The sequence below is a fragment of the Kribbella sp. CA-294648 genome, from assembly GCF_050943845.1.
GTDB lineage: Bacteria > Actinomycetota > Actinomycetes > Propionibacteriales > Kribbellaceae > Kribbella.
Genome location: NZ_CP191981.1, coordinates 7,842,942 through 7,868,090, shown reverse-complemented (window position 1 = coordinate 7,868,090; position 25,149 = coordinate 7,842,942). Strand labels below are relative to the sequence as shown.

Below are 25,149 nucleotides of genomic sequence, written 5' to 3'. Positions count from 1 at the left end.
AGCATGTACTGTGATCAAGTATCAGCCGAAGGAGGCCGACCATGACGACTTCGCACCTTGCGCCCCCGCGCACCTCCGACCGCAGCGCGTGGGATCGCGTCCTGATGCTGCATGCGCGGGTGGAACGCGAGTTGTCCCTGGCCCTGCATGGCCGGCACGGGATCGGCCTGTCGGAGTACCGCTCCCTCGAGCACCTGGCCCATTCCGAGACCAATGAGCTGCGGATGCAGGAGCTCGCCGACAAGGTCGGTCTGGGGCAGTCGTCGATCACCAGGCTGGTTGCGCGCTTGGAAAAGGCCGGTTTCGCCTACAAGGACCTGTGTCCGTCCGACAAGCGCGGCGTCTATGCGGTCATCACGGACCAGGGGCGCGAGCGCTACCAGCTGGCGCGCGCGACCTACGCGGAGGTCCTCTCCTCCGCACTGAACGTCTTCGCCGCCGACCCTGAGCTCGGACCCACGGTCCAGGCTCTCCGGACCCCGCAAGGCTGACTTCCGGCGGCCTCGCCGAGCCGCCGCACAAACCCCGCTGCGCCCGTCGGTGCAGCGGGATTTTTTCGTTGCACAGTCAAGCATGATGATCTTGCTCACAGCTACTTCGCCAAGTAGATGCTTGACCAAGCATCTACTTCTCGGGATACCTTCAGGACCGCCGCCACGGGTCGGAACAGCGACCGATTGGTGTGCACGCCCGGATTCTCCCGACCGTGAGGAAACCGCCCGTGCCCTCGCCCCGCCTGGCCGATGCCGTCGCCGTTCACGGCCACCTACGACCTCACGAAACCGCCCTGATCCACGATGACCGCGCCGTCACGTACGGCGAACTGAGCGACCTCACCCAGAACTTTCGGCACCACCTGCTCGAGTTGCGGCTGCCGGCTGGAAGTACGGTCTGCGTCCCGGCGCACAAGACCCCGGAGACCATCGCGCTGCTGCTGGCTGTGTTCCACGAGGGTCTCGTCGCGCTGTCTCCCACACCGGACCTGGGTCCAGCCGCCTTGGAACGCCTGTCGCAGCAGGCCCGCGCCACTCAGGTTCTCACCGCGTCCGATGCCCTGAGGGCGGAACCAGTGTCCGCCGACGAGCAGGAGGCGGCCGGGTTCGCGGCAGCGGATCCCGGACGCTCGTGCCTCCTCCTCACCACGTCCGGCTCCACCGGCACCCCGAAGATCGTGCCGATCGCGGCCGCCGGCTTCGAAGCCTTCGCGAGTTGGGCCACGGACGAGTTCGCCCTCAGCTCCGGTGATGTCGCGCTGTCCTACGCGCCGCTCAACTTCGACCTTGCCCTGCTGGACATCTGGACCTTCCTGCGGTTGGGGGCGCAGGTCGTCCTGGTGGATCAGGGCAGAGCCACGGACGGACCGTACGTCCAGGGGCTGGTCACGAAGCACGCCGTCACCTTCGTCCAGGGCGTGCCGATGCTGTACCGGCTGCTGGTCGACGACGGCTCGGCCAACCCGGCGGTCCGTCAGGTGATCTTCACCGGGGACAGCGTGCCGGACTCGCTGCTGGCGCTGGTGAGTGCGGCCTTCCCGCGGGCCCGGTTCCACAATGTGTTCGGCTGCACGGAGACCAACGACTCGTTCATCCACGAGGTGGATCCCGCCACCCAGACCGGCAAGATGCCGATCGGCCGGCCCATCGCCGGAACCGACGCACTCATCAGCGACCCGGACGGCGCGATTGTGCGGTCCGCCGGGGCCGGGGAACTGCTGGTGGCCACCCCGTTCCAGACCGACGGCTACCTCGATGCCGCGCTGAACGCCGAAGCGTTCACGGTGATCGACGGCCGCACCTTCTACCGCACCGGCGATCTCGTCACCCGCGACGAGTCCGGCTTGTACAGCCTGCAGGGCCGCGCGGACTGGCAGGTGAAGGTCCGCGGTGTGCGCACCAACCTGCAGGAAGTGGAGCGGGTGATTGCCGCCCATCCGGACGTGGTCGAGGCAGTCGTCGTCCCGCTGCCCGACGAACAGGCCGGAGTCCGGCTGCACGCCCACGTCAGCCGGCGTCCTAGCAGCGCCCTGACGGGTCTTCGGCTGCGGACGCACGCCGGCCAGAACCTGCCGCGGCACGCCATTCCCACCTCCGTGCACATCACCGACACCCCGCTGCCCCGTACCTCCACCGGCAAGCCCGACCGAAACCTGATCAAGAGCAACCGCCTGAAGGAGATCCATCCGTGAACAGCACAGACGTCGCCGCCGAGATCCGGACCTATGTCGTCGAGCAGTTCCTGGCCGGCGAGGACAGCTCCGACCTGACCGGTGACTACGGCCTGATCGAGTCCGGCGTCATCGACAGCCTCGGGCTGATCCGGCTCATCTCGCACCTCACCGAAACCTACGCAGTCTCCTTCGACGACCTCGAACTCGGCCCGGACAACTTCCGCAGCCTGGACGCGATCGTCGACCTGATCACCGACCACTCCACGGCCGGCGCGGCCTGAGCAAACTCCCGACCGAGTAGCAAGGAGCAGGAAGACATGATCGTGCGCAGCATCGAGACCCTCGCCCCCGTCGAGTGGGGCAACGGCCTCAGCTACCGCGTTCTCACCCAGGCCGACGGCATGGGCTTTGCCATCTGCGACACCCTCGTCCGGCGCGGCACGACCAGCGCGCTGCAGTATCGCGACCACCTCGAGGCCTGCTTCTGTGTGGGCGGCTCGGGCGAGGTGGTGGAGACGGACGGTACCCGGCACAAGATCGTGCCAGGGACCATCTACGCGCTCAACGAGCACGACGCGCACTACCTGATCGCGTCCGACGACGAGGACCTGCACCTGATCTCCGTGTTCAACCCACCGATCAACGGTGACGAGAAGCACACGCTGTCCGCCGACGGCTTCTCGCAGTACTGACGCAGCGCGGTGGGGCCGCTGCCCGCGGCCCCACCGCTTCCCCGCCCGCCGAGACAGCTGAGGACATCTTGTGAACGACGATCTTTTCCACCTCGCCACCCCGTGGGCGGATCAGTTCAACGCCGGCCTGCGGGAGTCGGATGCCGCCGGTGTCTTCCCGCACGACAAATGGAAGGCCATCCAGGACTCCGGCATCCTGCGGACGCCCTTCGACCCCGAGTTCGGTGGCAACGGCCGCAGCCTGACCGAGACGATGCGTGTCCTGGAAGGCCTCGGGTACACCTCGCGGGACGCAGGGCTGTCCTTCTCCACCTCCACCCAGATCGTGTCCGTCGGTGTCCCGATGCAGCGGTTCGCATCACCGGAGCTTAAGGACCGCTACCTGCCCGGCATCATGGCCGGTGACCTGGTCACCGCGCACGCGATCACCGAGGACACCGGCGGGTCCGATGCGATGAACCTGTCGACCATGGCCCGGCGCGACGGTGACCACTACGAGGTCGACGGCAGCAAGATGTTCATCACCAATGCGCCCATCGCTGATCTGTTCCTCCTGTACGTGCGGACCGGCAAGCCTGGCCCGTTCGGCCTGACCACGCTGCTGGTCGAGGCCGGCACACCCGGCCTGACAGTCGGCCCCGTGATGGACAAGATCGGGCTGCGGACCAGCCCGATCGGCACTCTCTCCTTCGAGGAGCTGCGGATTCCCGTCACCCATCGGATCGGTGCCGAGGGCGCGGGATTCCTCGTGCTGGACTACGTGATGAAGCGGGAGGTGCTGTTCGGCTTCTCCCTCACTCTCGGCGAGATGACCCGTCGGCTGGAGGAGACGGTCGCGTTCGCCAGGTCCCGCACGCAGTTCGGGCAGCCGATCGGCAAGTACCAGGCCATCTCGCACAAGCTCGCCGACATGGCGATGCGGGTGGAGACCGCCCGCAAGTGGCTGACCGACACGGGAGCCAAGGTCGAGGCCGGGCAGGACGCCGCCTTCGATCTCGCCGCCACCAAGACGATCGTCTCCGAAGCGAACGTGCGGACCGCGCTGGACGCCGTCCAGATCCACGGTGGCCGCGGGGTGCTGACCGAGTTCGGGATGGAGCGCGAACTGCGCAACTCCATCGCCGGGACGATCTACTCCGGCAGCTCCGAGATCCAGCGCAACCGCATCGCCACTCTCATCGGCCTCTGACCAGGACAGGACTGCCATGACCATCGACCTGACCGACCTCACCCGCCCGACCGAGTTCCTCGACTACGAGACCGAGGAGGTCCAGGCTTTCATCGACCACGCCGTCAAGGACCGCTCGGCAGACCGGACCACCACCGCGATCGAGCTGTACTACGCCGTCCGCGACGACATCTTCTACGAGGTCTACGGCGCGGACCTGTCCGCCGAAGGGCTGAAGGCATCGAGCACGGTACGGGCCAAGTCCGGGTTCTGCCTGCACAAGGCCGCCCTCTACGCAGCGGTGGTCCGTGCTCTCGGCATCCCTTCCCGCCTCGTGTACGGCGACGTGCGCAACCACCTTGCGTCGCCGCGGCTCATCGAGCACATCGGCGCGGACGTGTTCTTCCACGGCCTCACCCAGCTCTACCTGAATGGCCGGTGGGTCAAGGCCACGCCGGTGTTCAACAAGATGCTCTGCAAGCTGTACCGCATGCAGGCCCTCGAGTTCGACGGCACGGCCGACAGCCTGTACCACCCGCACAGCGAGGGAGGATCGATGGAGTTCCTGGTCGACCACGGAGCCTTCGACGATGTCCCGTACGACTACGTCATCGCCACCATGCGGGCCAAGCACCCCAAGTTCCTCGACGACTCCGGCTCGGGAACCGTCAGCGGTGGCTCCCTCGCGAAGGAGGCGGCAGGCCGATGACCACCACAGCACCCGTCGACGGCTGGGATGCCGGTACCCGGATCGGCGTCGTCGTACCGCATGCCGATGTCGGTCCGGAGGCCGAGCTGCAGGCGATGGCTCCGGCGTCGGTGTCCATTCACGGATCGCGGATCCACTTCGCCGCCATGCGGGCCGGCGGCGAGATGGACGAGAAGATTCCGCACGACCCGGTCAGGGCGTTCGTCGAGCCCCCGTTCCTGGACCAGGCGGTGGAACTGGTGGCCGCGAGTCCGCTGCACGCCCTCGCGCTCGGCTTCACCTCGTCCAGTTATGTGTTGAAGGCCAAGGGGGAAGCGGAGCTCTACGAACGACTCGCGCCGGTCACCCGCGGTCTGCCGATCACGGGCACGACCAAGGCGGCCCGCGCTGCCTTCCACGCGCTGGGTGCGGAGAAGATCGCCATCGTGAACCCGCCGTGGTTCGACGACGTGCTCTCGACGCAGGGCGCGGACTACTTCGGCGAGTTCGGTTTCGACGTCGTGCATCACGGCCCGTGTGGGCTGCCGTCGAACCAGAAGGCGATCACGCCCGCCAACCTGTCCGCCTGGATCCGCGGTACGGTCGCCGCCCACCGGCCCGACGCAGTACTGGTCGCAGGCAACGGCATCCGTGCGGTGGGGACCATCAAGTCCCTCGAGGAAGAGCTGGGCTTCCACGTGGTCACCGCGAACCAGGTGATTTTGTGGCACGCCCTGCACCTGGCCGACGCCGCAGACGTTGCTGAGGGCATCAGCGACTACGGGCAGCTATTCCGCACCACTCCCAAGGACGGCCAAGCCTGAGTCAGGCGGCATAGCGGTCCACTTGTGGCGCCTGGTACGTCGCGACCTGTTGATAGGCGTAGGCCGCGGAGGCCAGCGTCATGTGGTGGTGCCAGCCCGGGTACGAACGACCCTCGAAGTCTCGCAGACCGAACTCTTGTTCCATCCGGGCGATAGCGGTAGCCGAACCGGTCGACCCGTCGATCAGTGCGAGGAGTTCGCCGAACGGCCGGTTCGTCAGATTCGTGAGCCACCGGCCATCGTGCCAGGGCCGGCCCGCCCGGCGCTGGTCGAACAGGCGGTAGGTGCGCTTCAGATCGGGCTGCAGTGGCAGGTTGTCCGGTACGGCGAGGACGAAGTCATGACCACGCTCGACGAGCCCATGGATCAGCGCGCGGGTGTCCAGATATCCGATCAGGTCGGCCACCACGGGCAAGGAACCCGCTGGCATTGTCGGTGTGGCTCCAGGCGGGGTCAGGCTGTCGAGCAGGTCCAGGACGCTCCCGGCCGGAGGTACCGCGGGACCCGGAATGCGAGCGCGCCGGCGCCGGGTGGCATCGGACCATTCCGCGGGCAGCAGCATGGTCCAGGCGACCGGCAGCTCCCCGGTGGCCGACGAGAGAAAGGCGCCGATCCCGATCTGGCAGTTGACGGTCCGTCCGGCCCGGGGAAGGAAGCGGCGATGCACTCCACAGGACTGCTCGCCGCGCTTGGGGATCACCGCCGCGGCGACGACCCAGGACCGGGGCCGGGTTTGCTGCTCGACCCAGCGCATGAGGCCGGCCTGGACGGGCTCCCAGTCCCAGGGACTGACATTGACGAACTGATGAAGGGCCTCGGCTGCGGTACCGGATTCGGTGACCGCGGCTGCCATCCGCCGGACGGTCTTCTTGCCCGGAGTGGTGAGCAGTCCCCGCACATAGACCTCGGCCCACCGCCGCTGGTCGGCTCTGGGTAATCGCCGGAACAACTCGTCGGTGAAACAACTGAGTGAGGTTGTGGTCATAGCTCGTAGACCATCAGGGAACTCGGAATGGCCTCAGTGTTTTTCAACTGCAAGAGGTAAATGCGCAGTTACTATCTGGATATTCAGCCAAGCGTTTGCTGGACAATTAGACCGGAGCTGAATGGCTTGCCATTAGCGCCCGAGGAACAGGCCGGCCGTGAGTCCGGCGGCGTAGACCAGCTCGGTGAGGCCGGTTCCCTTGAGTACTGGGATGAGTGCAGGGCCGACTGCGTCGCTGACGACGACCTTGATCGACTTGGCGGCCAGCGGCAGCGCGATGAGGGCCAGCAGGGCCCAGGGGGTCGCCAGGGCTGACAGGGCCGCCAGGATGAAGGCCAGCGCGACCAGCCCGGCGTACAGGCGGCGGGAGCGGGCAGCACCCAGTACTACGGCCAGCGTCCGCTTGCCGGTCACCGAGTCGGTGGGGATGTCGCGGAGGTTGTTGGCGACCAGGAGAGCGCAGGCGATGCTCCCGATGGCCACTGCACCGGCTACTGCCGTCCAGTGCAGCTTCTCGGCTTGGACGTACGTAGTACCGAGTACTGCGACCAGGCCGAAGAACACGAAGACGCTGACCTCACCGAGCGCTCGGTAGCCGTAAGGCTTCTTGCCGCCCGTGTAGAACCAGGCTCCGAGGATCGAGGCGGCTCCTGGGACGAGCATCCACCAAGTCGTCGTTGCGGTGAGCACCAGGCCGAGTGCTGCGCCGAGGCCGAAGCAGATGAACGCCACGGTCTTCACTTGCCGCGGGCTGGCCACCTTGGAGCCCACCAGGCGCAGTGGGCCGACCCGGTTCTCGTCCGTGCCGCGGATGCCGTCGCTGTAGTCATTGGCGTAGTTGACGCCGATCTGGAGCGCCAGAGCGACGCCCAGCGCCAGCAGGGCCTTCCACCAGACGAAGCCGTCGACGTAGGCGGCTGCACCCGTGCCGACGAGCACAGGGGCGATCGCGGCGGGCAGGGTGCGAGGGCGGGCGCCTTCGATCCACTGGGCAGGGGTGGCCATGGCAACCGATTCTGTCAGCCGCTGGGCAAGGGCTTGCAGGCGGCACAGGCTGCGGGCTCCGCCGGGCCGCGCCGTACGCTCGGAGTGACATGTCTACGTTGCGGCTAGTCCCTGGCACCCCGGATGCCGTGCTGTCTGCACTGAGCGCCCTACTCAAAGGCACCGGTACTGCGTTCGCTCCGTTGCCGGGTGATCCCGCCTCGGCGGAGCGGGTGCGGCAGGCGGTGGTCCCGGACGAGCCGCTCGAGTCGGAGGACTGTGGGGTCGTACTGACCACGTCCGGCTCGTCGGGCGAGCCCAAGGGCGTGATGCTCTCCACCAGCGCGCTGGTCGCGTCCGCCACTGCCACCCACGAGCGGCTGGGTGGACCGGGCCAGTGGTTGCTACCAATGCAGCCGTACTTCGTCGGCGGCCTGCAGGTCCTCACCCGCTCGGTACTGGCTGGTCAGGCGCCGGTCGTCGCGGGGGATCACCCGACCTTCACTGCCGCGGCGAAAGCGATGACAGGGGAGAGGCGCTACACGGCGATGGTGCCGACGCAGCTCGCTCGCTATCTGGAGACGGAGCTGGAGGCGCTGCTGAGCTTCGACGCGATCATCATCGGCGGCGCCGCGATGCCCGCCGAGCTGAAGGCGAAGGCAGCCGCTGCGGGCGTCACAGCAATCCCCTCCTATGGCATGACGGAGACCGGCAGTGGGTGCGTCTACGCCGGCGAGCCACTGAAAGGCACCTCGCTGCGGCTGGAAGACCACAGAATCTGCATCAAAGGACCGACGCTGTTCAGTGGCTACCGGTTGCGGCCGGAGCTGACCGCTGAAGTACTGCGGGATGGGTGGTTCCGGACTCAGGATCGGGGGGAGGTCGTCGACGGCAAGTTGCGGGTGACCGGGCGGGTTGACGACGTGGTGATCTCTGGTGGGGTCAACGTGACGCTGACCGCTGTGCAGGCGCGGGTCCTGGAACACCCGGAGGTCAAGGACGCCGTGGTGCTCGGGGTTCCTGATGCCGAATGGGGTTCGCGAGTGGTCGTGTTCGTGGTGGGTGACGTGGCGCTGAACGAACTCAGGGACTTCGTCGGTGAGGTCCTGCCGCGGACCTGGGCGCCGCGGGAGCTCGTGCGGCTGGACAGCCTGCCGATGCTTGCTTCGGGCAAGGTTGATCGGCAGTTGCTGCTGGACGGTGTGCGGTGATCACCTTTGCGCTCGGGTTGAAGAACAAGTTCCGCGGGATCACGGCGCGCGAGGGGATATTGTTCGAAGGGCCGGCAGGGTGGGCGGAGTGGTCGCCGTTCCTGGACTATGACGACGCGACTTGCGTGTCGTGGCTGCGGGCTGCTCGGGAGGCGGCCTTCGACGGCTGGCCGCAACCGGTACGGGACGTCGTACCGGTGAACTGCACAGTGCCGGCGGTGGGGCCGGAGAAGGCTGCCGCGATTGTGCGGACGTCGGGGTGCGCAACGGCCAAGGTGAAGGTGGCTGAGCCGGGGCAGACCCTGAAGGATGACTTGGAGCGGGTTGAGGCGGTCAGGGATGCGATCGGTCGTGGGCAGGTGCGCATCGATGCCAACGGTGGCTGGTCTGTCGAGGAAGCCCTGCGGGCGTTGAAGGAACTGCGCCGCTTCGACTTGGAGTATGTCGAGCAGCCCTGCGCCGCAGTGGAAGACCTGGCGTCGGTACGGCGCCGTACCGACGTGCTGGTCGCTGCCGATGAGTCGATCCGGCGGGCCGAGGATCCCTTGCTGGTGCGGAAGCTTGAGGCGGCCGACATTGCAGTGCTGAAGGTGCAGCCGATCGGTGGTGTGCGGGCCTGTCTGGACATCGCTGAGCAGATCGGCCTGCCGGTCGTCGTCTCCTCTGCGCTGGAGACCTCGATCGGCATCGCTGCCGGTGTAGCTCTCGCGGCGGCGCTGCCGGAGCTCCCGTACGCGTGCGGCCTGGCCACTGTCTCCATGTTCACAGCGGAGGTCGTCGACGAGCCGCTGCTGCCCGTCGATGGGTTCTTGCCGGTGAAGCGCCTGGTACCGGCGCAAGACTTGCCAACTGCCGACCGAGCGACCACTGCCAAGTGGGAAGCGCGGTTCGCGAGGGTAGATGCATTGAGAGGAAGCAGATGAACCCGTCCACGGCGTTCGCGACAGTGGTGGTCGACGAGCTGATCAGGTCCGGCGTCCGCGAGGCGGTGCTGGCTCCCGGCTCGCGCAGCACCCCGCTGGCCTTGGCTCTCGCCGCTGCCGACCGAGACGGGCGCCTGCGCCTCCACGTGCGGATCGACGAGCGTACGGCGGGTTTCCTGGCTCTCGGACTCATCCGTGGCACGGGGCTGCCGGTGCCGGTGGTAACAACGTCCGGTACTGCGGTCGCCAACCTCTACCCGGCTGTCCTGGAGGCATCCCACAGCGGCCTGCCGCTGATCGTGCTGAGCGCCGACCGCCCGCCGGAGCTGCGGGGGACCGGTGCCAACCAGACCACCGACCAGCTGAAGGTGTTCGGCGACGCCGTCCACCTCTTCCACGAGCTCGGGACGCCGACCAAGCAGCTGGGCCAGGTCGCGTACTGGCGCTCACAGATCGCCCGCGCCGTGTCTACAGCAGTGGGCGCCCGCACAGCCGACCCCGGCCCGGTGCAACTCAACTGCCCGCTGGTAGAACCCCTGGTGCCCACAGACGACGGTGACTGGCCAGAACCGCTCGACGGGCGCAGCACCGGCCCATGGACCAGCGTGCACGCCACCGCCGCCCAGCCCTCGGCAGTCGCGCCCGGACCCAAGACCGTGGTGGTGGCGGGCGACGGCGCCTCGCAGGCGGCGCGGCTCGCGGCCGAGGCAGGCAACTGGCCGCTGTTCGCCGAACCGTCCAGCCGAGCCAGAACCGGCCCCGCCGTCATCTCGGCCTACCGATTGTTGCTAGCAGCAACCTCTCTCAACGATGAGATCGAGCGGGTGCTGGTGTTCGGGCACCCGACCCTCTCGCGGCCGGTCACCAAGCTCCTCGCGCGCCCCGAGGTCGAGGTCATCGTCGTGTCGCCGACCGGTCTGTGGCCCGACGCCGGACGCCGGGCCGCGGCCGTCGTCACCGGTCTCGAAGTGATCGGCACGGACACCACCGACTGGCTGGACCGCTGGCTGCAAGCCGACCAGCAGGCCCGCCCGGCGATCGACAAGGTCCTGGCAGGCAGCCTCAGCGGCCCAGCCGTCGCAGCCCTGATGGGCGAGGTGATCGGCGCCGACGGCATGCTCGTCGTCGCCTCCTCCAACCCAGTGCGCGACCTCGACCTGGCGCCCGTCGTACCGATCCGGACAGTGGCCAACCGCGGCCTCGCAGGCATCGACGGCACCCTCTCCACCGCCGTCGGCGCCGCCCTCGCCAACGCCGGCCCAACCTACGCGCTGGTCGGTGACCTCGCCTTCCTGCACGACGCCAACGGCTTGGTGATCGGCCCAGCCGAACCGCGCCCCGACCTGCGCATAGTGGTCGTCAACGACAACGGCGGCGGCATCTTCAGCACCCTCGAACAAGGCGGCACCGACCACGCCACCCACTTCGAGCGCGTCTTCGGCACCCCGCACAACGTCGACCTCTCCGCACTCGCCGCCGCCACCAGCACCCCCTACAAGCTGGTCGAGACAACAGACGCACTAAGAGACGCCCTAGCCCAAACAGTCGCCGGCATCGACATCATCGAAGTACGGGTCGACCGGTCCACGCACCGCGACCTGCAGGCCGAGCTGCGGGCTGCCGTCAGCCAGTTGTAGCCACGACGGCCGGCTGGAGGGTGCGGAGGCGGCCTAGGAGGCAGCCGAGCACCACGAGGACCAGCGAGGTCGTGACGAGGATGGGGATGACTGCGCCGCGCAGGGACGAGTTGAGTGGGGCGGCGATGGTGAGGATGGTGCTGACCCCGATCAGCGCAGTGGTGAGCTTGCGGCCGGGCCGGGCGACTGCCAGGAACGGCAAGCACCAGACGAAGTACCAGTCATGAGCAGTGGGGCCTAGGAGAACGACTGCCAGCAAGGCGATTCCCACTGCTCGCGCGGCGTTGTGGATGTGTGACCGCAGGCCCAGCAGCGCGATCAACCCAACGGCTGCGATCATCCCGAGCAATCGCACGATCTGCAGAGCCTGCTGGGCAGCTGAGTCCTCACCGAGCCAGGACAGTACTCCGGACGCGCCCAGCCCGATCAGGTTGGCGATGGACAGCGGTGACCGTACGAGCCCCGGTACGTCGAGTGCGCTCAGCCAGCCCGACCCGACGCCGGTCAACTCACCGATAGTCACCAAGGTCAGGACCGACACACCACCGGCGATAGCCAGGCTGGCCAGCCGCAACCGTGCACGACCAGCCAGGGGACTCATCACTGCGGCTATCGCGATGACCACCAGCCCGCCGGGCAACTTCACTGCAGCCGCAGTGCCAGCCAGGACAGCAGCCGTGCCCCAATGACCTGTCAGCGCCAGAGCAAACGCAGAGCAAGCCAGTCCCAGCATCAGTACGTCGTTGTGCGCCGCCCCCAGGCCATGGGTGATCAGCACTGGGTTGGCAACGACCAGCCAGGTGGCGACAGTCGGGTCCACACGGCAGGCGGTGGCGAGCCGCGGTACGGCCCAGGCGATCAGCACGAACCCGAGCACTGCCAGCAAGCGGTGCGCCAGCATCAGGACGTACGGGTCGAGGGTCAGCCGCGCTGCGAGCCCGCCGTACGCGAGCGGCAACGGCCCGTACGGCGCCGGGGTCGCCATCCACATCGGGTCGACCGCCTCGATGACCGGGCCCGACAGGACGCCGGGGCCGACGCTGTAGGGGTCGTAGCCGTTGGCGACCAGCGCCCCTTGAGCGGCGTAGCTCCAGGCGTCCCTGCTGAACAGTGGTGGGATCAGGAGCAATGGCGCGCTCCAGCACACGACCATCGGCAACAACCGGACCCGTACGCCCGCGAGGACCTCTCGGCCGACCGAGAGCCAGGCCCACACGAGTAGGCCGAGTCCGGCGACCATGAACGTCAGGCCGGTCATCCGGCCGGCCAAGGTGGCCCGTAGGTCACTGGCGATCGGCAGCGACGCCACCCATGAGGACTCCGGCACTACCGAGGTCACCAGGGAGGCAACGGCCACGATGCCTGACCCGACCAGCCCACGAAAAAACGCCGACGGCACCCGCATGCCGCCGACGCTAGTTCGGCAAAGCGGCCCACCGATGAACGCTAGGCAGATTCCTTCCGGAAGGTACGGGCGCCAACTGCCAGACCGATGACGGTGAGAAGGATGACCCAGAAGAGACCCCACAGGGACGAACTGCTGGCGATGTCGCCGCGGAAGAGCGAGCGGACGCCCGTCACCACGTGCTTCAGCGGGCTGATGTCGGACAGCCGCTGCAGCCAGGTCGGGCCGATCTGCATCGGCAGCAGGATGCCGGACAGCAGCAGGAGCGGCATCGCGATGCCGTTCAGCAGCGGTGCCAGGGCGTCCTCGCTCTTGGTGATGAGCGCGACGGAGTACGAGAGCGAGGCGAAGGTTGCACCGAGGAGGGCGACGATTACCAGGGACAGCAAGACGCCACCCCACGGTGCGCGCAAGCCCAGTGGCAGGGCAGCAAGCAGCAACAGCACTGTCTGCGCGACGAGCACCACGACGTCGCGTAGTACGCGGCCTGCCATCAGCGCGATCCGGGAGGCCGGGGTGACCCGGTCGGCCTCGATCACGCCGGCCCGGTACTCCGCGATCAGGCCGAAGCCGACGAACATCGCGCCGAACATGCCGAGCTGGACGATCAGGCCGGGAATGAACACCTGGTAGGCGTTGGTGGTCGCGCCCTCGCTGATCGTCGAGGTGATCGGCTTCAGCAGCGGGCCGAACAGGAACAGGTACATCAACGGCTGGCTGAGCATCAGGATGGACCACATCGGATTGCGCAGCGACAGCCGCATCGCACGGTTGAAGACGATCCAGGTTTCGCGCAGAATCATGCGGCGACCTCCTTGACCTCGGTAGCGGGGGAGTCCTCGTCGCGCAGGGAGCGGCCGGTCATGGTCAGGAAGACGTCGTCCAGCGTCGGGCGGTGCACCTCGACGCCGTTCAACTCGATGCCCTGGGCATCGATCGAGCGGAGCAGGGAGGGCAGCACCGAACCGCCCTTGGGGATCCGGAAGGCGACCACGTCACCGTCGATCTCGATCGCGACCGCGCCGGGCAGTTCGGCCACGATCTTGGTCACTCCGGTGGCCTGCGTCTCGTCGACCAGGCTGAGCCGGACGGCGTCGCCGGAGACCTGCTGCTTGAGCTCGTCAGGCTTGCCGGCGGCAACGATCTTGCCGTGGTCGATGACCAGGATCCGGTCGCAGAGCGCGTCCGCCTCGTCCAGGTAGTGGGTGGTCAGGAAGATCGTCGCGCCGCGCTCGCGCAGTCCGCGGATGTGCTCCCACAGGTTCGCCCGTGCCTGCGGGTCGAGGCCGGTGGTCGGCTCGTCCAGGAAGATCAGCTTGGGGTCGTGGATCAGCCCCATCACGATGTCGAGCCGGCGCCGCTGGCCGCCCGACAGGGTCTTGCACTGGCGCCGCCACAGGCCGGGCAGGTCGAGCTGCTCGAACAGCGCCTGGCCGTCGGCGGCGGCCTTCTTCTTGTCCACGCCGTACAGCCGGGCGTGGTCGACCACCTCGTCGCCCGCGATCGCCTCGGGCAGGGTCGAGCCGCTCTGCGGGACGTACCCGATCCGCCGGCGGACGCCGACCGGGTCCTTCGCCAGGTCGCAACCGGCCACGGTCGCGGTGCCGCTGGTCGGCGTGATCAGGGTGGCGAGCATCCGCATGGTGGTGGTCTTGCCGGCCCCGTTCGGGCCGAGGAAGCCGACGATCTCCCAGTCGGCGACATCCAGGTCTACCCCCTGCACGGCCTGCACCGGCCCGCGCTTGGTCTTGAAGGTGCGGACGAGTCCGCGAGCTTCGATCATCATGCCGACCAGTCTCAACCAGTCAACCTTGAATAGTCAACATTGACTAAATCGGCGAAATCCGGTCTGACTTCAGTCCGGTGGCTCCGGGATGACGCCCCAGTGCGTGGTCGTGCCCGGTGGTGGCCGGAAGGACGGCGGCTCGCCCGCGAACGCGTACTCGCCGTCGGCGATCCGCTGCCGGAACTCCTTGGTCCACTCCAGCTCGCCCCGGTCGCGCGCCATCGAGACCCGGAACATCTCGATCACGTGGTCCGGTGTGGCGGGGTCCTCCAGGATCTGGCGTTCCTTGAACGGCTCGAGCTTGGCGAGCTGCTCCAGCTGGACGATCCGGGACTCCAGGGCGGCCACCACCTCGTCGCGGCGCAGCGACCACATGAAGCTGAGGGCGGCCTGCATCAGGCCCGGCTGGAAGCTGTCGACGTTCCACAGCGCGGCCCGCAGCAGCGTGATGTACTCCATCTCCCCGTCCGCCGTCAGCTTGTACGACGTCCGGCCGGGCTTGTCGCCAACCTCTTCCTCCAGCTCCACCAGGTAGCCGTGCTTGGCCAGTGTGCGCAGGCCGGTGTAGATCGAGCCGGGGTTGATGTTCGCCCACTGGTCCACCTTCCAGGTCATCAGCTCGCGCCGCAGCTGATAGCCGTAGGCGGGCTGGAAGATCCGGACGACCCCGAGCAGGAGCAACCGTGTGGTGGACATGAAATTGAGTGTAAATTCAAGCCACCCCGGCCGTAGTGTTGCCGTGCATGAGCGTACGGGTGACGAACGACCCAGCCGAGTTCCAGGCGACCACCTTCGCTTTCCTGGAGCGCGACCCGGTGCTGCACACCATCGTGATGACCAACGTCGCGGAACGTGCCTCCGGCAGCTACCCCGCCGAGGCAGAGCCCTCGTACTACGTCTCGGTGCACGCCGACTCCGGTGAGGTGGTCGGCGCCACGATGCGCACCCCCGGCCGTCCGATCCATCTCGGAGCCCTGCGCGAGGACCTCGCGGTCGAAGCGGCCGACGCGTACGCCGAACTGCTCCCCGATGCTCCTGGGGTCGCCGGTGATCGCGCGGCGGCACTGCCCTTCGCCAGACGCTGGGGCGAGCTGCGCGGCACCACCTGGACAGAGACTCGTGGTGTCCGGCTGCACAAACTGATCGAGCTGCACCAGCTCGAGGCCGAAGGCGAGCCGCGGCGGATGACGGAGTCCGACGTCCAGCGCGCCGCCGAGTGGAACACCGACGGTTTCGCCGGCGAGTCGCCGACGCCGGACCTGGTCTGGGCCAGGCGTCAGTTCGAGTCGGGCGCGATGTGGTTCTGGCAGGTCGACGGAGTGCCGGTGAGCATGGCGTCGTACCACCTGCCGTTGTTCGGGGTCTGCCGGGTCGGCCCGGTCTACACGCCACCCGAACACCGCCGCAACGGCTACGCCGGCGCGCTGACCGCGCACGTCACCGCGCAGATCCTTGCTCAGGGCAACCAGGCTTGCCTCTACACCGACCTGGCCAACCCCACCTCCAACCAGCTCTACGCCCGGATCGGCTACACCCCCGTCGCCGACGCCATCGACCTCACCTTCAGCTCATGAGAATTCGGGCCACCAGCAACCCCGCCGAGTTCAAGGCAACAGTTTTCCCTTTCCTGCAAGCCGATCCGATCCTCCACACGTCCCTGCTCAGCAACGTCGAGGACCGGGTCAACGGCCTGATGCACGACCCAGCGCCGCCGGTCTTCCTGTCCGTCCATGACATCAGCGACGCAGTCATCGGGGCAGCCTTCTGCGGCGCATCCCGAGGCATCCAGCTCGGCGCTCTCCCCGACTCCTTGGTCCCGGAGATCGTCGACGTCTGCGCCGAGCTGGCACCGAACCCCGACGAGATCGCCGGTACTGCGAGCGCCGCGCGTCAGCTGGCGGAGTTGCTTGCCGCGCGCAACGGCAAGACTCCCCGGCAGACACAGGGAATTCGGCTGCACAAGCTCGACCAGTTCGTAGCGCTCAAGGCCGACGGTGCTCCCCGGCGAGCTGTTGCGGCGGACGTCGAGGTCATCGCGGCTCTGATGCCCGGCTACCGAGCCGACGTCGGGCATGGACTGCCGGCCGCCGAGGAAGAGGGCTGGGTGCGCGCCAGGATCGAGGCGGGCAGGCTGTGGGTCTGGGAGAACGAAGGCCGGGTGGTGAGTCTGGTCGGGCATCAGGCGACGCTCTTCCGTGCGACCAGGGTCGGTCCGGTCTACACCCCGCCGCGCGACCGCGGTCGCGGCTATGCGGGCGCACTCACCGCCCACGTCACCCGGCAGCTGCTGGATGCCGGTTCCCAGGTGTGCCTGCACACCGACCTCGCCAACCCCACGGCCAACAAGATCTACGCCGCCATCGGCTACCGGCCGCTGGTCGACTTGGTGGTCTACCGACTAGATCCAGCCGTGGGTGCGGGCGAGTTGGACTGATTCGTGGCGGTTGGTGGTGCCGAGCTTGCCGGCTGCGGACGAGAGGTAGTTGCGGACGGTGCCGGGGGAAAGGGATGCGCGCTGGGCGATCTGTTCGATCGGGGCGCCGTCGGCGGCGTGTTCCAGGACCTCGGCTTCGCGGGGAGTCAGTGGGTTGTCACCGGCGCTGATGGCCTCCGCGGCGAGTTCCGGATCGACGTACCGGCCGCCGGCGTGGATCGTGCGGATGACGTCGGCGAAGACGTGCGCCGACACCGTCTTCGGGAGGAACCCGCGAGCGCCGGCCGCCAGTGCCTGCTTCAGATAGCCCGGGCGGCCGTGGCCGGTGACGATCACGCAGGTGCACTCCGGCAGTTCTTTGCGCAGCGCCTCGACCACACCGATCCCACCCATCGCCGACGGCGCAGCGAGACCGGGCATCTGAAGATCCAGTACTGCGACGTCCGGCCGGTGCAACCGCGCCATCGCCACTGCCTCGTCGGCGGACGCCGCCTGGCCGACCACCTCCAGGTCGTCCTCCAGCGACAGCAGGGCGGCGAGCGCGGTCCTGATCAGGTTCTCGTCGTCGGCGAGCAGCAGCCGGATCACGCGACCACCGGCAGCCGCGCGACTAGGACGAACCGCCCCGGCGGACTCTCGACCGTCAGCGTCCCGCCGAGCTCACTGAGTCGCTCGCGCAGTCCGGTGATCCCCATGCCGTCGCCGTTGGAGGTGCTGGAACTCACGCCGTCATTCTCCATCCGGAGCCCGGTCCCGGCAGGGCTGTGATCCAGCTCGATCTTGCAGGTGGTCGCGTTGCTGTGCCGGATGACGTTCGTGGTGCCCTCCCGGACGACCCAGCCCAGCGCCGCTTGCGTGGCGGGCGGCAGGGTCGAGGCGTCACCGATCACCCGGCAGTTGACGCCAGCGGACCGGAGTACCGACTGGGCGCCGGCCAGCTCGGTGGTGAGGTCCGTGGCGCGGTAGCCACCGACCACGGCTCGCATCTCGCGGAGTGAGTCGTGGGCGATCCGGCGTACGTCCAGCATCTGCTCGGCGGCTTTGGGGTCACCACGGTTGGCGAGGGCAGCGGCCAGCTCACTCTGTACTGCGACCAGCGACAGGTTGCGGCCGAGCGTGTCGTGCAGGTCGCGCCCGAACCGCAACCGCTCCTCGGCGATCGCCAGTTGCGCGGCGACCGCTCGCGACTCGTCGATCTCCCAACCGAGCCGGAGCGTCCAGACCGTGGCGCGGCAGGTGAAGACGAGCGTGACGGCTGGGTAGATGTAGGCGACCAATGCGCCTGCGTTGAAGGCCAGTAGGCCTGTCACGACGCCTCCGGCGGCGATGACCGCCAACAGGGTCGTGCCCCGCAACATCGGGGTCATGGCGAAGGTCAGGCCGGCGCCCATCAGCAAGACCACCGCAGTACGGAGATCCAGGTCCGCGCCGGACTGCGAGAACCTCGGGAAGGCCAGTGCCGCCGCGCCGACTGCCGCGACGGCCAAGGCGGTCGCGATGCTTACCAGCCGGCGACTGACCCGCGGCCCGCCCAAATACCGGCGGATACTCGCGCGGAGCAGGAACAGGTTGGCCGTGGTGTGCGCGGCAGCGACGAGCCAGAAGAGCGCAACACCTGCGGGCCGCAGCTCCCGCTCGGCGAAGGTGATCAGTACTGCGACGAAGAACCCAGCACAGCACAGTCCGTACAGCGGCCAGCGCAGGCTGATGTCGAAGCGCTCGGCTCTGCTGCGCTGCAGCCACCACCGCGGGACGGGCACCATGGTGGTCAGCCTGTCACGTCAGTCATCGGCGCGGTTCCCACCGGAACCAGCGGCGCGTCGCCAGACCGCCCACGATCACCCAAGCCAACAGGACAAGCACAGGCCGTACTGCGGGCCCGAACGACCCGGCGAGGTCCACGGTGCTCCCGTCGGCAGTTGTGCCCGATAGCCCGAGTCGCAGGAGTTCCACTACCGGTGTGAGCGGCAGCAGCCTGGCCAGTTGCTCCAGAGGCTCCGAGAGATCGGTGAGCGGAAAGTAGAGGCCGCTGAAGGTCAGGGGGATGACCAGCAACGGCGTTGTCGTCAGCTGAGCCATCTCCACGCTGCTGGTCACTGCGGTTGTTGCAGTCGCCAGGAGGACGAACACGAGTGAACCGAGCACCAGGGCGAGGACGACGAGCAGAGGGTTCACCGGCAGCGGGAGGCCGAACAGTACGGCGCTGGTGACCGCAGCCAGGACCGCTTGCCCCCAGGCGATCGCCACCGCGGGTGTCGCAGTACCGGCCAGGATGTGCAGGTCTGTCGCCTCGCCTGTGCGCAGCCGCTTGAGCACAAGCTCCTCGCGACGGGCGACCAGCGCGGTGACGAGGTGGTAGTAGACGAAGAGGTTCAGAGCCACCGCACTCACGGTGACGACGATCGCCACCCCAGGGTCGGCCGCAATAGCCGACATCAACTCCGCCGACGACCGCAGCCCCAGCACAACCCCAATCGGCAACCCAACAGCAATCAGCAAGGCCAAAGGATTCCGTCGAAGCAACAGCGCTTCCGACCAAGCCAGCGAACTCATACCAAAACTCCTTGGTCGGATTCGGCGATGGCTAGGAAGGCTTCTTCTAGTGAGGCTGGGCGGGCGGTTAGTTCTTCCAGGCTTAGGTCGTTGCGGGCTGCCCAGGTGAGTAGTGCTGTGAGGGTGGGCTGGAGGGTCTCGGTGTCGAGGGCCACGTGGGTTCCGTTGATTGTGGCAACTACTTCGGGGAGGGGTGGGAGGGTTGCGTCGGCGGGTAGATGGAAGGTGATGCGAGCTGGGCGGATGGCGGCTATTTCGGTTGGTGTGCCTAGGGCGACTATGCGGCCGTGGTGCAGGATCGCCAGGCGGTCGGCCAGTTCGGCGGCTTCTGCGAGGTAGTGGGTGGTGAGCAGGATCGTCGTACCGGAGTCCAGCAGGTGCGACATCAACTGCCAGGTATGTTGCCGGTGCTCCGGGTCGAGTCCCGCGGTTGGTTCGTCGAGGAACAAGAGGTCAGGGTGGCCGGCGATTGCCAGACCGAGGCTGAGCCGTTGGCGCTCCCCGCCGGACAGTTGGCGGACCCGGACTCTTGCAGTGCGGGTCAGCTCGACGAGCTCCAGGATCTCCTCCGCCGGGCGTGGATTGCTCAGCGTGCCGGTCCACATCCTGACGGTCTCGGCGACGGTCAGGTCGGCAGCGAAACCCCTGTCCTGCAACATGATTCCGGTCCGCGGCCGGACGACTCGCCGTTCGCGGTACGGGTCGTGGCCGAACACCCGGACCGTGCCGGAGGTCGGCCGGGCAAGTCCCTCGAGCACCTCGAGCGTCGAGGTCTTGCCTGCGCCGTTGGTGCCGAGCAGCGCGAAGAGCTCACCCCGCCGGACCGAGAAGTCGATACCCCGGACGGCGTCGTACCCCGGTCTGCCGCCGTACCGGCGGGTGAGCCGGTCGACCTGGATGATCGCTGATTCGTCCATACGAACCAGCTTGGTGGCCGGGCGGCGTACCGAGGCGTGCAGCTGTCACCGGTAGTGGTGACAAATGTCAGTTGACCTCGACCGAGTCGCCCGGGGTGACGAGCAGGAACGGCCGGTCGCCCTGGCCGTCGAGGAAGCGCTTCATCTGGCCGTGGCCGACCGGGCTCAGCGGCGCCTCGTGGATGCCGAGGGTCTGCTCGGCCTCGACGGCGCGCGCATACTCGACCGCCGGCGGCAGCGAGAACCACGGACCGCCGATCGGCACCAGGTTGGTGTGCACCTTCCGGTCCGGCCGGGTGAAGGAGTCGCCCGGATGGTAGACCGCATCCTCGATCAGGTAGCCGACGTTCTGACATGGAACACCCAGCTCCGGAAGGATCACCGCATGATCCTTGCCGTAGGCACGGACCGCGAAACCGGCTGCCTCGAAAACGTCGCCATCGGCAACTACCTGGACCCGCTCGGCGAGCTCACCGGCCTGCGCGGCGACCCCGGCGTTGGTCCAGATCGGGACGTTCACGGTCTTCAGCCGGTCGACGTCGAAGTGGTCCGGGTGCTCGTGCGTGACCAGGATCGCGTCGATGCCCTCGAAGGCCGCGTCCTCGGCGAAGTTGCCCGGATCGACCAGCAGGACCTTGCCGTCCTTCTCCAGCTTGACGCAGGCATGCGAGTACTTCGTGAGCTTCACAGTCAGTCTCCCAACGCGTCTCTCATCGGAACCAGCTTGGCGTTCGTCTCGGCCAGTTCGGCTTCCGGGTCGGAACCCGCGACGATGCCGGCGCCGGCGAACAGCCGCATCCGGGTCGGGTCCTCGGGATCGGCCTGGCCACAGCGCAGCGCGATGCACCACTCGCCATCGCCGGCCGCGTCCATCCAGCCGACCGGCCCGCTGAACCGGCCGCGGGGCATGCCCTCGATCTCGCCGATCACGTCCCGGGCGACGTCGGTCGGCGTACCGCAGACCGCCGCGGACGGGTGCAGCGCGGCGGCGAGACCAAGGGCGGAGGCGCCGTTGGCCGCGACGCCGGCGACATCGGAGGCGAGGTGCATCACGTTCGGCAGGTGCAGCACGAACGGGGTCTCGGGCACGTTCATCGACTTGCAGTGCGGCTTCAGTGCGTCGGCCACCGAGCGGACCGCGAACTCGTGCTCCTCGAGATCCTTGCTCGACCGCGCCAGCGAGGCGGCCAGCGCGAGGTCGTGCGCGTCGTCCCCGGTACGACGGATCGTGCCGGCCAGCACACGCGAGGTGATCAGACCCTTCTCGCGGCGTACCAGCAGTTCCGGGGTGGCGCCGATCAGTCCGTCGACCGAGAAGGTCCAGCAGTTCGGGTACGCCGCCGCCAGCCGGCGCAGCGGCCAGCGCAGGTCGATCGGGTTGGGTGAGATCGCGATCAGGTCGCGCGCGAGCACCACCTTCTCCAGCTCGCCACTGGTGATCCGCTTGACCGCGTCGGCGACGATGCCCGCCCACTCGGTACCGGACCGCGCACCGTCGGCGAAGGCGACCGCACCGACCGGGTCCGGCTCGTACGTCGTCAGCTCAGGCGGCCCGGCCAGCGAGCTCGCACCGGAGATCGTGGTCACCCAGGTGATGCCACCGCGCCGGCCGACGATCACCTCCGGTACCACCAGTTCACTGGCGTCGGCGTCGGTGAACCCGAACGACCCGAAGCAGACCAGTCCAGAGCCTGGTACGCCGATCTCGTCGCGCACCACGGCGCTCGCGGTGAGTTCCTTCCACCAGCGCTGCGCCTCGGCAAACCGGTTGCTACCGGCAACATCCAGCCGGGCGGCGACACCCCAGCCGACGTGCCCGTCGCCCCGGCGTACCCAGGCCAGCCCGCCGGTCGGCGGCAGGTGGTCCATCAGGGCGGCGGCGACGCCCTCGACCCGCTGGCTGCGAACCACCAGCTGCGGCGCCGGCACGGCGCCGGGCGCCAGGCCGGGTCGGACCGGGTCAGACAAGCTCACGGCAACACTCCTCGCTCGCTTCCCGGCCCCGGGTCTCGATGGCCGGCCGGCTCATTGGAGATTCGCTCACGAGATGCAAGCGTAGGCCGCCCGAATGTCCAGCGAATTTCGGAGCCCACCGCAGCCGTGATCAACTAGACAGGTGACCAGGGCGGACTTGAGCAAACAACCCGAGCAAGTGGCCGCGATGTTCGACAACGTGGCTGAGGGCTACGACCGGACCAACGCGGTCGCCACGATGGGGCTGGAGAAGGCCTACTGGCGACCGCAGACACTGGCGGCGATCGCGCCGCGACGGGGGATGAAAATCCTCGACCTGGCCGCCGGAACCGGCGCGTCCAGTGTGAAACTGCGCGAGGCCGGGGCCGAGGTGGTGTCGTGCGACTTCTCGGTCGGCATGCTCCGGGTCGGCAAGCGCCGGTACCCCGAGCTGGACCTGGTGGCCGGTGACGCGCTGCGGCTGCCGTTCGCCGACGAGACGTTCGACGTGGTCACCATCTCCTGGGCGCTGCGCAACGTGGTCGACGTCACCGTCGCGCTGACCGAGATGCTCCGGGTGACCAAACCGGGCGGCCGGCTGGTGGTGCTGGAGAACTCGCACCCGACCTGGAAGCCGTTCCGGATCGCCTACCTCGAGTACATGATGCGGGCCGTCCCGGTGGTCGCGAAGGCGGTCTCGACGAACCCCGACGCCTACGAGTACCTGGCCGAATCGGTCCGCGCGTGGCCGGCCCAGATCCCGCTGGCGAACACGATCGAGGCGGCCGGCTGGACCCAGGTCCAATGGCGCAACCTGACCGGCGGTCTGGTAGCGATCCACCGCGGCGTGAAGCCACGTTAATTACGCAAGGAAAAGTGCGCATAAATCGGTTGCAGGCAAGGGGTTCCGGGCCGGTTTCGTGTCCAAGTCAGGCAGTCCTAGACTGTCGGGTGACCAGGCCTCGTGAATCCCTTCACGAGTGACGCAGCCAACCTCCAGGCCGGGATGAGATGAGCCAGAGCGAGCCGTTCAGGCAGCAGGCCGAGACCGCTGATGTGATCGTTGTCGGTGCCGGACCCGCAGGCTCGGCGGCCGCCTACCATCTGGCGAACGCCGGTCTCGACGTACTGCTGCTGGAGAAGACCGCCTTTCCGCGCGAGAAGGTGTGTGGCGACGGCCTCACCCCGCGCGGTACCAAGCAGCTGATCAACATGGGCATCGACATCTCGCCCGAGGCCGGCTGGATCAAGAACTACGGTCTGCGGATCCAGGGGGCCGGGCACCAGTTGCAGCTCGACTGGCCCGACCTGGCCAGCCACCCGAACTACGGGCTGACCCGCAACCGGATGGACTTCGACGACATGCTGGCCCGCCAGGCCGTCAAGGCCGGCGCCCAGCTGCGCGAGCGGACCAACGTGACCGCGCCGATCCTGGACGACAAGGGCTTCATCGTCGGTGTCACCGCCAAGCCGGTCGACGACAACGGCCGCCGGGCCGGCGACGACCTCGAGTTCCGCGCGCCGCTGGTGATGGCCGCCGACGGCAACTCGTCGCGGCTGAGCGTCTCGATGGGCCTGCACAAGCGCGACGACCGCCCGATGGGCGTCGCCGTGCGCACCTACTTCACCAGCCCGCGCCACGACGACGACTACCTCGAGTCGTGGCTGGAACTGTGGACCGACGACCCGAAGAACCCGGGTCAGCGCAGCCTGCTGCCGGGCTACGGCTGGATCTTCGGGATGGGCGACGGCACCGTCAACGTCGGCCTCGGCATCCTGAACACCTCCGACGCCTTCGGCAAGGTCGACTACGCCGACCTGCTCAAGCAGTGGCTGAAGAACACGCCGGAGGAGTGGCAGTTCCGCGACGAGTTCCAGACCATCCCGATCCGCGGGGCGGCGCTGCCGATGGGCTTCAACCGGCAGCCGCACTACACCCGCGGCCTGATGCTGCTCGGCGACGCGGGCGGGATGGTGAACCCGTTCAACGGCGAGGGCATCCCGTACGCGATGGAGTCCGGCTCGTTCGCCGCCGAGGTGGCCGCCCAGGCGCTCCGCCGGCAGCCGAACCAGCGGGAGCGCGCGCTGTCGGCGTACCCGAAGGCGTTGAAGCAGGAGTACGGCGGGTACTACACGCTCGGCCGCGTCTTCGTGAAGCTGATCGGCAACCCGGAGGTGATGCGGCTGTGCACGAAGTACGGCCTGCCGCGCACCACCTTGATGAAGTTCACCCTGAAACTGCTGGCCAACCTCACCGACCCGCGCGACGGCGACGTGATGGACAAGATCATCAACGGTCTCACCAAGGTCGCTCCGGCCGCCTGATCGGTGGGGCGAGTGAGCTGAGACACAGCGGGACTGGTAACACAGTGCTGCACCGCAACAGGCAGTACCAGCAACACCAGCCAGGCGACCGACCCACGCAGTACCGGAAGCAAGTAAGGAGGGAGCAGCGCCAAGATGCACCCTTACGTACCGATCCTCATCCTCGGTGTGCTCGCGACGATCTTCGTGGCGGGCACCTTGGTGACGAGCGCGATCGTCGGCCCGCGGCGCTACAACCGGGCCAAGCTCGACTCGTACGAGTGCGGCATCGAGCCGACGCCGCAGCCGGTCGGTGGTGGGCGTTTCCCGGTGAAGTACTACATCACCGCGATGCTCTTCATCATCTTCGACATCGAGATCATCTTCCTCTACCCCTGGGCCGTCGCCTTCGACCAGATGGCGCTGTTCGGGCTGATCGAGATGGTCATCTTCATCGTTACCGTCTTCGTCGCGTACGCCTACGTGTGGCGCCGCGGCGGACTGGAGTGGGACTGACC

At 67.9% G+C, this 25,149-nt stretch carries 27 protein-coding genes; 15 read left to right on the top strand and 12 right to left on the bottom strand.

The window, feature by feature from the left end; genetic code table 11:
• Positions 1 to 41 precede the first annotated feature (41 nt).
• The 7 genes from ACQPYM_RS37580 to ACQPYM_RS37550 all read left to right on the top strand — a co-directional run bounded on the left by ACQPYM_RS37580 (position 42) and on the right by ACQPYM_RS37550 (position 5,539).
• Entirely contained in the window at positions 42 to 491 is a 450-nt protein-coding gene (locus ACQPYM_RS37580; RefSeq protein WP_433010618.1) for a MarR family winged helix-turn-helix transcriptional regulator, read from the top strand.
• A 215-nt stretch (positions 492 to 706) separates the two neighbouring features.
• Positions 707 to 2,185 carry an AMP-binding protein gene (locus tag ACQPYM_RS37575; RefSeq protein WP_433010615.1) on the top strand — a complete coding sequence of 493 codons (1,479 nt, stop codon included), beginning with the start codon at positions 707 to 709 and terminating at the stop codon, positions 2,183 to 2,185.
• Positions 2,182 to 2,448, top strand: coding sequence for an acyl carrier protein (locus tag ACQPYM_RS37570; protein ID WP_433010612.1), 267 nt, complete (start codon positions 2,182 to 2,184; stop codon positions 2,446 to 2,448). Before ACQPYM_RS37575 ends, ACQPYM_RS37570 begins: the two co-directional genes overlap by 4 nt.
• Positions 2,449 to 2,484: 36 nt before the next feature.
• On the top strand, positions 2,485 to 2,859 hold the full coding sequence (locus tag ACQPYM_RS37565) for an ectoine synthase (RefSeq protein ID WP_433010610.1): 375 nt from the start codon (positions 2,485 to 2,487) through the stop codon (positions 2,857 to 2,859).
• Between the two features lie 70 nt (positions 2,860 to 2,929).
• On the top strand, positions 2,930 to 4,048 hold the full coding sequence (locus ACQPYM_RS37560) for an acyl-CoA dehydrogenase family protein (RefSeq protein ID WP_433010608.1): 1,119 nt from the start codon (positions 2,930 to 2,932) through the stop codon (positions 4,046 to 4,048).
• Between the two features lie 16 nt (positions 4,049 to 4,064).
• Positions 4,065 to 4,736 carry a transglutaminase-like domain-containing protein gene (locus ACQPYM_RS37555; protein ID WP_433010606.1) on the top strand — a complete coding sequence of 224 codons (672 nt, stop codon included), beginning with the start codon at positions 4,065 to 4,067 and terminating at the stop codon, positions 4,734 to 4,736.
• Positions 4,733 to 5,539, top strand: coding sequence for a maleate cis-trans isomerase family protein (locus ACQPYM_RS37550; protein ID WP_433010604.1), 807 nt, complete (start codon positions 4,733 to 4,735; stop codon positions 5,537 to 5,539). Before ACQPYM_RS37555 ends, ACQPYM_RS37550 begins: the two co-directional genes overlap by 4 nt.
• A gap of 1 nt (position 5,540) precedes the next feature.
• Here ACQPYM_RS37550 and ACQPYM_RS37545 read toward each other — a convergent pair whose 3' ends face one another.
• Positions 5,541 to 6,524 carry an IS701 family transposase gene (locus tag ACQPYM_RS37545; protein WP_433010602.1) on the bottom strand — a complete coding sequence of 328 codons (984 nt, stop codon included), beginning with the start codon at positions 6,522 to 6,524 and terminating at the stop codon, positions 5,541 to 5,543.
• A gap of 132 nt (positions 6,525 to 6,656) precedes the next feature.
• The gene (locus ACQPYM_RS37540) at positions 6,657 to 7,529 is read right to left on the bottom strand and encodes a 1,4-dihydroxy-2-naphthoate polyprenyltransferase (protein ID WP_433010598.1); all 873 of its coding nucleotides are present in this window, start codon (positions 7,527 to 7,529) and stop codon (positions 6,657 to 6,659) included.
• Positions 7,530 to 7,618: 89 nt separating this feature from the next.
• On the opposite strand from ACQPYM_RS37540, the gene menE reads away from it, so the two are divergent.
• The 3 genes from menE to menD are packed head-to-tail and all read left to right on the top strand — an operon-like array spanning position 7,619 to position 11,279.
• On the top strand, positions 7,619 to 8,719 hold the full coding sequence (menE, locus tag ACQPYM_RS37535) for an o-succinylbenzoate--CoA ligase (protein ID WP_433010595.1): 1,101 nt from the start codon (positions 7,619 to 7,621) through the stop codon (positions 8,717 to 8,719).
• Positions 8,716 to 9,642: an o-succinylbenzoate synthase gene (locus ACQPYM_RS37530; protein ID WP_433010593.1), complete on the top strand. Its 927-nt coding sequence runs from the start codon at positions 8,716 to 8,718 to the stop codon at positions 9,640 to 9,642. Before menE ends, ACQPYM_RS37530 begins: the two co-directional genes overlap by 4 nt.
• A complete protein-coding gene (menD, locus tag ACQPYM_RS37525) occupies positions 9,639 to 11,279 on the top strand; it encodes a 2-succinyl-5-enolpyruvyl-6-hydroxy-3-cyclohexene-1-carboxylic-acid synthase (protein WP_433010591.1) in 1,641 nt (546 codons plus the stop codon). Before ACQPYM_RS37530 ends, menD begins: the two co-directional genes overlap by 4 nt.
• Here the strand turns inward: menD and mptB are convergent.
• From mptB to ACQPYM_RS37505, 4 genes are all read right to left on the bottom strand, one after another.
• Positions 11,266 to 12,684, bottom strand: coding sequence for a polyprenol phosphomannose-dependent alpha 1,6 mannosyltransferase MptB (gene mptB / locus ACQPYM_RS37520; RefSeq protein ID WP_433010589.1), 1,419 nt, complete (start codon positions 12,682 to 12,684; stop codon positions 11,266 to 11,268). The genes menD and mptB overlap by 14 nt on opposite strands.
• A gap of 41 nt (positions 12,685 to 12,725) precedes the next feature.
• On the bottom strand, positions 12,726 to 13,487 hold the full coding sequence (locus ACQPYM_RS37515; RefSeq protein WP_433010587.1) for an ABC transporter permease: 762 nt from the start codon (positions 13,485 to 13,487) through the stop codon (positions 12,726 to 12,728).
• The gene (locus tag ACQPYM_RS37510) at positions 13,484 to 14,470 is read right to left on the bottom strand and encodes an ATP-binding cassette domain-containing protein (RefSeq protein WP_433010585.1); all 987 of its coding nucleotides are present in this window, start codon (positions 14,468 to 14,470) and stop codon (positions 13,484 to 13,486) included. Before ACQPYM_RS37510 ends, ACQPYM_RS37515 begins: the two co-directional genes overlap by 4 nt.
• Positions 14,471 to 14,539: 69 nt before the next feature.
• Positions 14,540 to 15,166, bottom strand: coding sequence for a PadR family transcriptional regulator (locus ACQPYM_RS37505; RefSeq protein WP_433010583.1), 627 nt, complete (start codon positions 15,164 to 15,166; stop codon positions 14,540 to 14,542).
• Between the two features lie 47 nt (positions 15,167 to 15,213).
• On the opposite strand from ACQPYM_RS37505, the gene ACQPYM_RS37500 reads away from it, so the two are divergent.
• Both ACQPYM_RS37500 and ACQPYM_RS37495 read left to right on the top strand, forming a co-directional pair.
• Positions 15,214 to 16,044 (top strand): GNAT family N-acetyltransferase, encoded by an 831-nt coding sequence (locus ACQPYM_RS37500; protein WP_433010580.1) that lies wholly within the window; start codon positions 15,214 to 15,216, stop codon positions 16,042 to 16,044.
• On the top strand, positions 16,041 to 16,904 hold the full coding sequence (locus tag ACQPYM_RS37495; protein ID WP_433010578.1) for a GNAT family N-acetyltransferase: 864 nt from the start codon (positions 16,041 to 16,043) through the stop codon (positions 16,902 to 16,904). The genes ACQPYM_RS37500 and ACQPYM_RS37495 overlap by 4 nt, the downstream gene beginning before the upstream one ends.
• On the opposite strand, the gene ACQPYM_RS37490 is transcribed toward ACQPYM_RS37495, so the two are convergent.
• The 6 genes from ACQPYM_RS37490 to ACQPYM_RS37465 form a co-directional block, all read right to left on the bottom strand.
• A complete protein-coding gene (locus ACQPYM_RS37490; RefSeq protein WP_433010576.1) occupies positions 16,869 to 17,492 on the bottom strand; it encodes a response regulator transcription factor in 624 nt (207 codons plus the stop codon). The genes ACQPYM_RS37495 and ACQPYM_RS37490 overlap by 36 nt on opposite strands.
• Positions 17,489 to 18,667: a sensor histidine kinase gene (locus ACQPYM_RS37485; RefSeq protein ID WP_433010574.1), complete on the bottom strand. Its 1,179-nt coding sequence runs from the start codon at positions 18,665 to 18,667 to the stop codon at positions 17,489 to 17,491. The genes ACQPYM_RS37490 and ACQPYM_RS37485 overlap by 4 nt, the downstream gene beginning before the upstream one ends.
• 22 nt (positions 18,668 to 18,689) lie before the next feature.
• A complete protein-coding gene (locus tag ACQPYM_RS37480) occupies positions 18,690 to 19,457 on the bottom strand; it encodes an ABC transporter permease (RefSeq protein WP_433010571.1) in 768 nt (255 codons plus the stop codon).
• Positions 19,454 to 20,374 (bottom strand): ABC transporter ATP-binding protein, encoded by a 921-nt coding sequence (locus ACQPYM_RS37475; protein ID WP_433010568.1) that lies wholly within the window; start codon positions 20,372 to 20,374, stop codon positions 19,454 to 19,456. The genes ACQPYM_RS37480 and ACQPYM_RS37475 overlap by 4 nt, the downstream gene beginning before the upstream one ends.
• A 67-nt stretch (positions 20,375 to 20,441) precedes the next feature.
• Positions 20,442 to 21,062, bottom strand: a complete 621-nt coding sequence (locus ACQPYM_RS37470) for an MBL fold metallo-hydrolase (RefSeq protein WP_433010565.1) — start codon at positions 21,060 to 21,062, stop codon at positions 20,442 to 20,444.
• A 2-nt stretch (positions 21,063 to 21,064) separates the two neighbouring features.
• Positions 21,065 to 22,348: an isochorismate synthase gene (locus tag ACQPYM_RS37465; RefSeq protein ID WP_433010562.1), complete on the bottom strand. Its 1,284-nt coding sequence runs from the start codon at positions 22,346 to 22,348 to the stop codon at positions 21,065 to 21,067.
• Between the two features lie 142 nt (positions 22,349 to 22,490).
• Between ACQPYM_RS37465 and ACQPYM_RS37460 the strand changes: the two genes are divergently transcribed.
• From ACQPYM_RS37460 to ACQPYM_RS37450, 3 genes are all read left to right on the top strand, one after another.
• Positions 22,491 to 23,189, top strand: coding sequence for a demethylmenaquinone methyltransferase (locus ACQPYM_RS37460; protein ID WP_433010559.1), 699 nt, complete (start codon positions 22,491 to 22,493; stop codon positions 23,187 to 23,189).
• Positions 23,190 to 23,338: 149 nt separating this feature from the next.
• Positions 23,339 to 24,652: a geranylgeranyl reductase family protein gene (locus ACQPYM_RS37455; RefSeq protein ID WP_433010557.1), complete on the top strand. Its 1,314-nt coding sequence runs from the start codon at positions 23,339 to 23,341 to the stop codon at positions 24,650 to 24,652.
• A gap of 135 nt (positions 24,653 to 24,787) precedes the next feature.
• Positions 24,788 to 25,147 (top strand): NADH-quinone oxidoreductase subunit A, encoded by a 360-nt coding sequence (locus tag ACQPYM_RS37450; RefSeq protein WP_433010554.1) that lies wholly within the window; start codon positions 24,788 to 24,790, stop codon positions 25,145 to 25,147.
• Positions 25,148 to 25,149: the final 2 nt, after the last annotated feature.

Bases quoted from the DNA above. Each gene is read 5' to 3' on its own strand.
- ACQPYM_RS37580 (WP_433010618.1), top strand. From the start codon at position 42: ATGACGACTTCGCACCTTGCGCCCCCGCGCACCTCCGACCGCAGCGCG.
- ACQPYM_RS37565 (WP_433010610.1), top strand. From the start codon at position 2,485: ATGATCGTGCGCAGCATCGAGACCCTCGCCCCCGTCGAGTGGGGCAAC.
- ACQPYM_RS37555 (WP_433010606.1), top strand. From the start codon at position 4,065: ATGACCATCGACCTGACCGACCTCACCCGCCCGACCGAGTTCCTCGAC.
- ACQPYM_RS37550 (WP_433010604.1), top strand. From the start codon at position 4,733: ATGACCACCACAGCACCCGTCGACGGCTGGGATGCCGGTACCCGGATC.
- ACQPYM_RS37545 (WP_433010602.1), bottom strand. From the start codon at position 6,524: ATGACCACAACCTCACTCAGTTGTTTCACCGACGAGTTGTTCCGGCGA.
- ACQPYM_RS37540 (WP_433010598.1), bottom strand. From the start codon at position 7,529: ATGGCCACCCCTGCCCAGTGGATCGAAGGCGCCCGCCCTCGCACCCTG.
- menE (WP_433010595.1), top strand. From the start codon at position 7,619: ATGTCTACGTTGCGGCTAGTCCCTGGCACCCCGGATGCCGTGCTGTCT.
- menD (WP_433010591.1), top strand. From the start codon at position 9,639: ATGAACCCGTCCACGGCGTTCGCGACAGTGGTGGTCGACGAGCTGATC.
- mptB (WP_433010589.1), bottom strand. From the start codon at position 12,684: ATGCGGGTGCCGTCGGCGTTTTTTCGTGGGCTGGTCGGGTCAGGCATC.
- ACQPYM_RS37515 (WP_433010587.1), bottom strand. From the start codon at position 13,487: ATGATTCTGCGCGAAACCTGGATCGTCTTCAACCGTGCGATGCGGCTG.
- ACQPYM_RS37510 (WP_433010585.1), bottom strand. From the start codon at position 14,470: ATGATGATCGAAGCTCGCGGACTCGTCCGCACCTTCAAGACCAAGCGC.
- ACQPYM_RS37505 (WP_433010583.1), bottom strand. From the start codon at position 15,166: ATGTCCACCACACGGTTGCTCCTGCTCGGGGTCGTCCGGATCTTCCAG.
- ACQPYM_RS37500 (WP_433010580.1), top strand. From the start codon at position 15,214: ATGAGCGTACGGGTGACGAACGACCCAGCCGAGTTCCAGGCGACCACC.
- ACQPYM_RS37495 (WP_433010578.1), top strand. From the start codon at position 16,041: ATGAGAATTCGGGCCACCAGCAACCCCGCCGAGTTCAAGGCAACAGTT.
- ACQPYM_RS37485 (WP_433010574.1), bottom strand. From the start codon at position 18,667: ATGGTGCCCGTCCCGCGGTGGTGGCTGCAGCGCAGCAGAGCCGAGCGC.
- ACQPYM_RS37480 (WP_433010571.1), bottom strand. From the start codon at position 19,457: ATGAGTTCGCTGGCTTGGTCGGAAGCGCTGTTGCTTCGACGGAATCCT.
- ACQPYM_RS37475 (WP_433010568.1), bottom strand. From the start codon at position 20,374: ATGGACGAATCAGCGATCATCCAGGTCGACCGGCTCACCCGCCGGTAC.
- ACQPYM_RS37455 (WP_433010557.1), top strand. From the start codon at position 23,339: ATGAGCCAGAGCGAGCCGTTCAGGCAGCAGGCCGAGACCGCTGATGTG.
- ACQPYM_RS37450 (WP_433010554.1), top strand. From the start codon at position 24,788: ATGCACCCTTACGTACCGATCCTCATCCTCGGTGTGCTCGCGACGATC.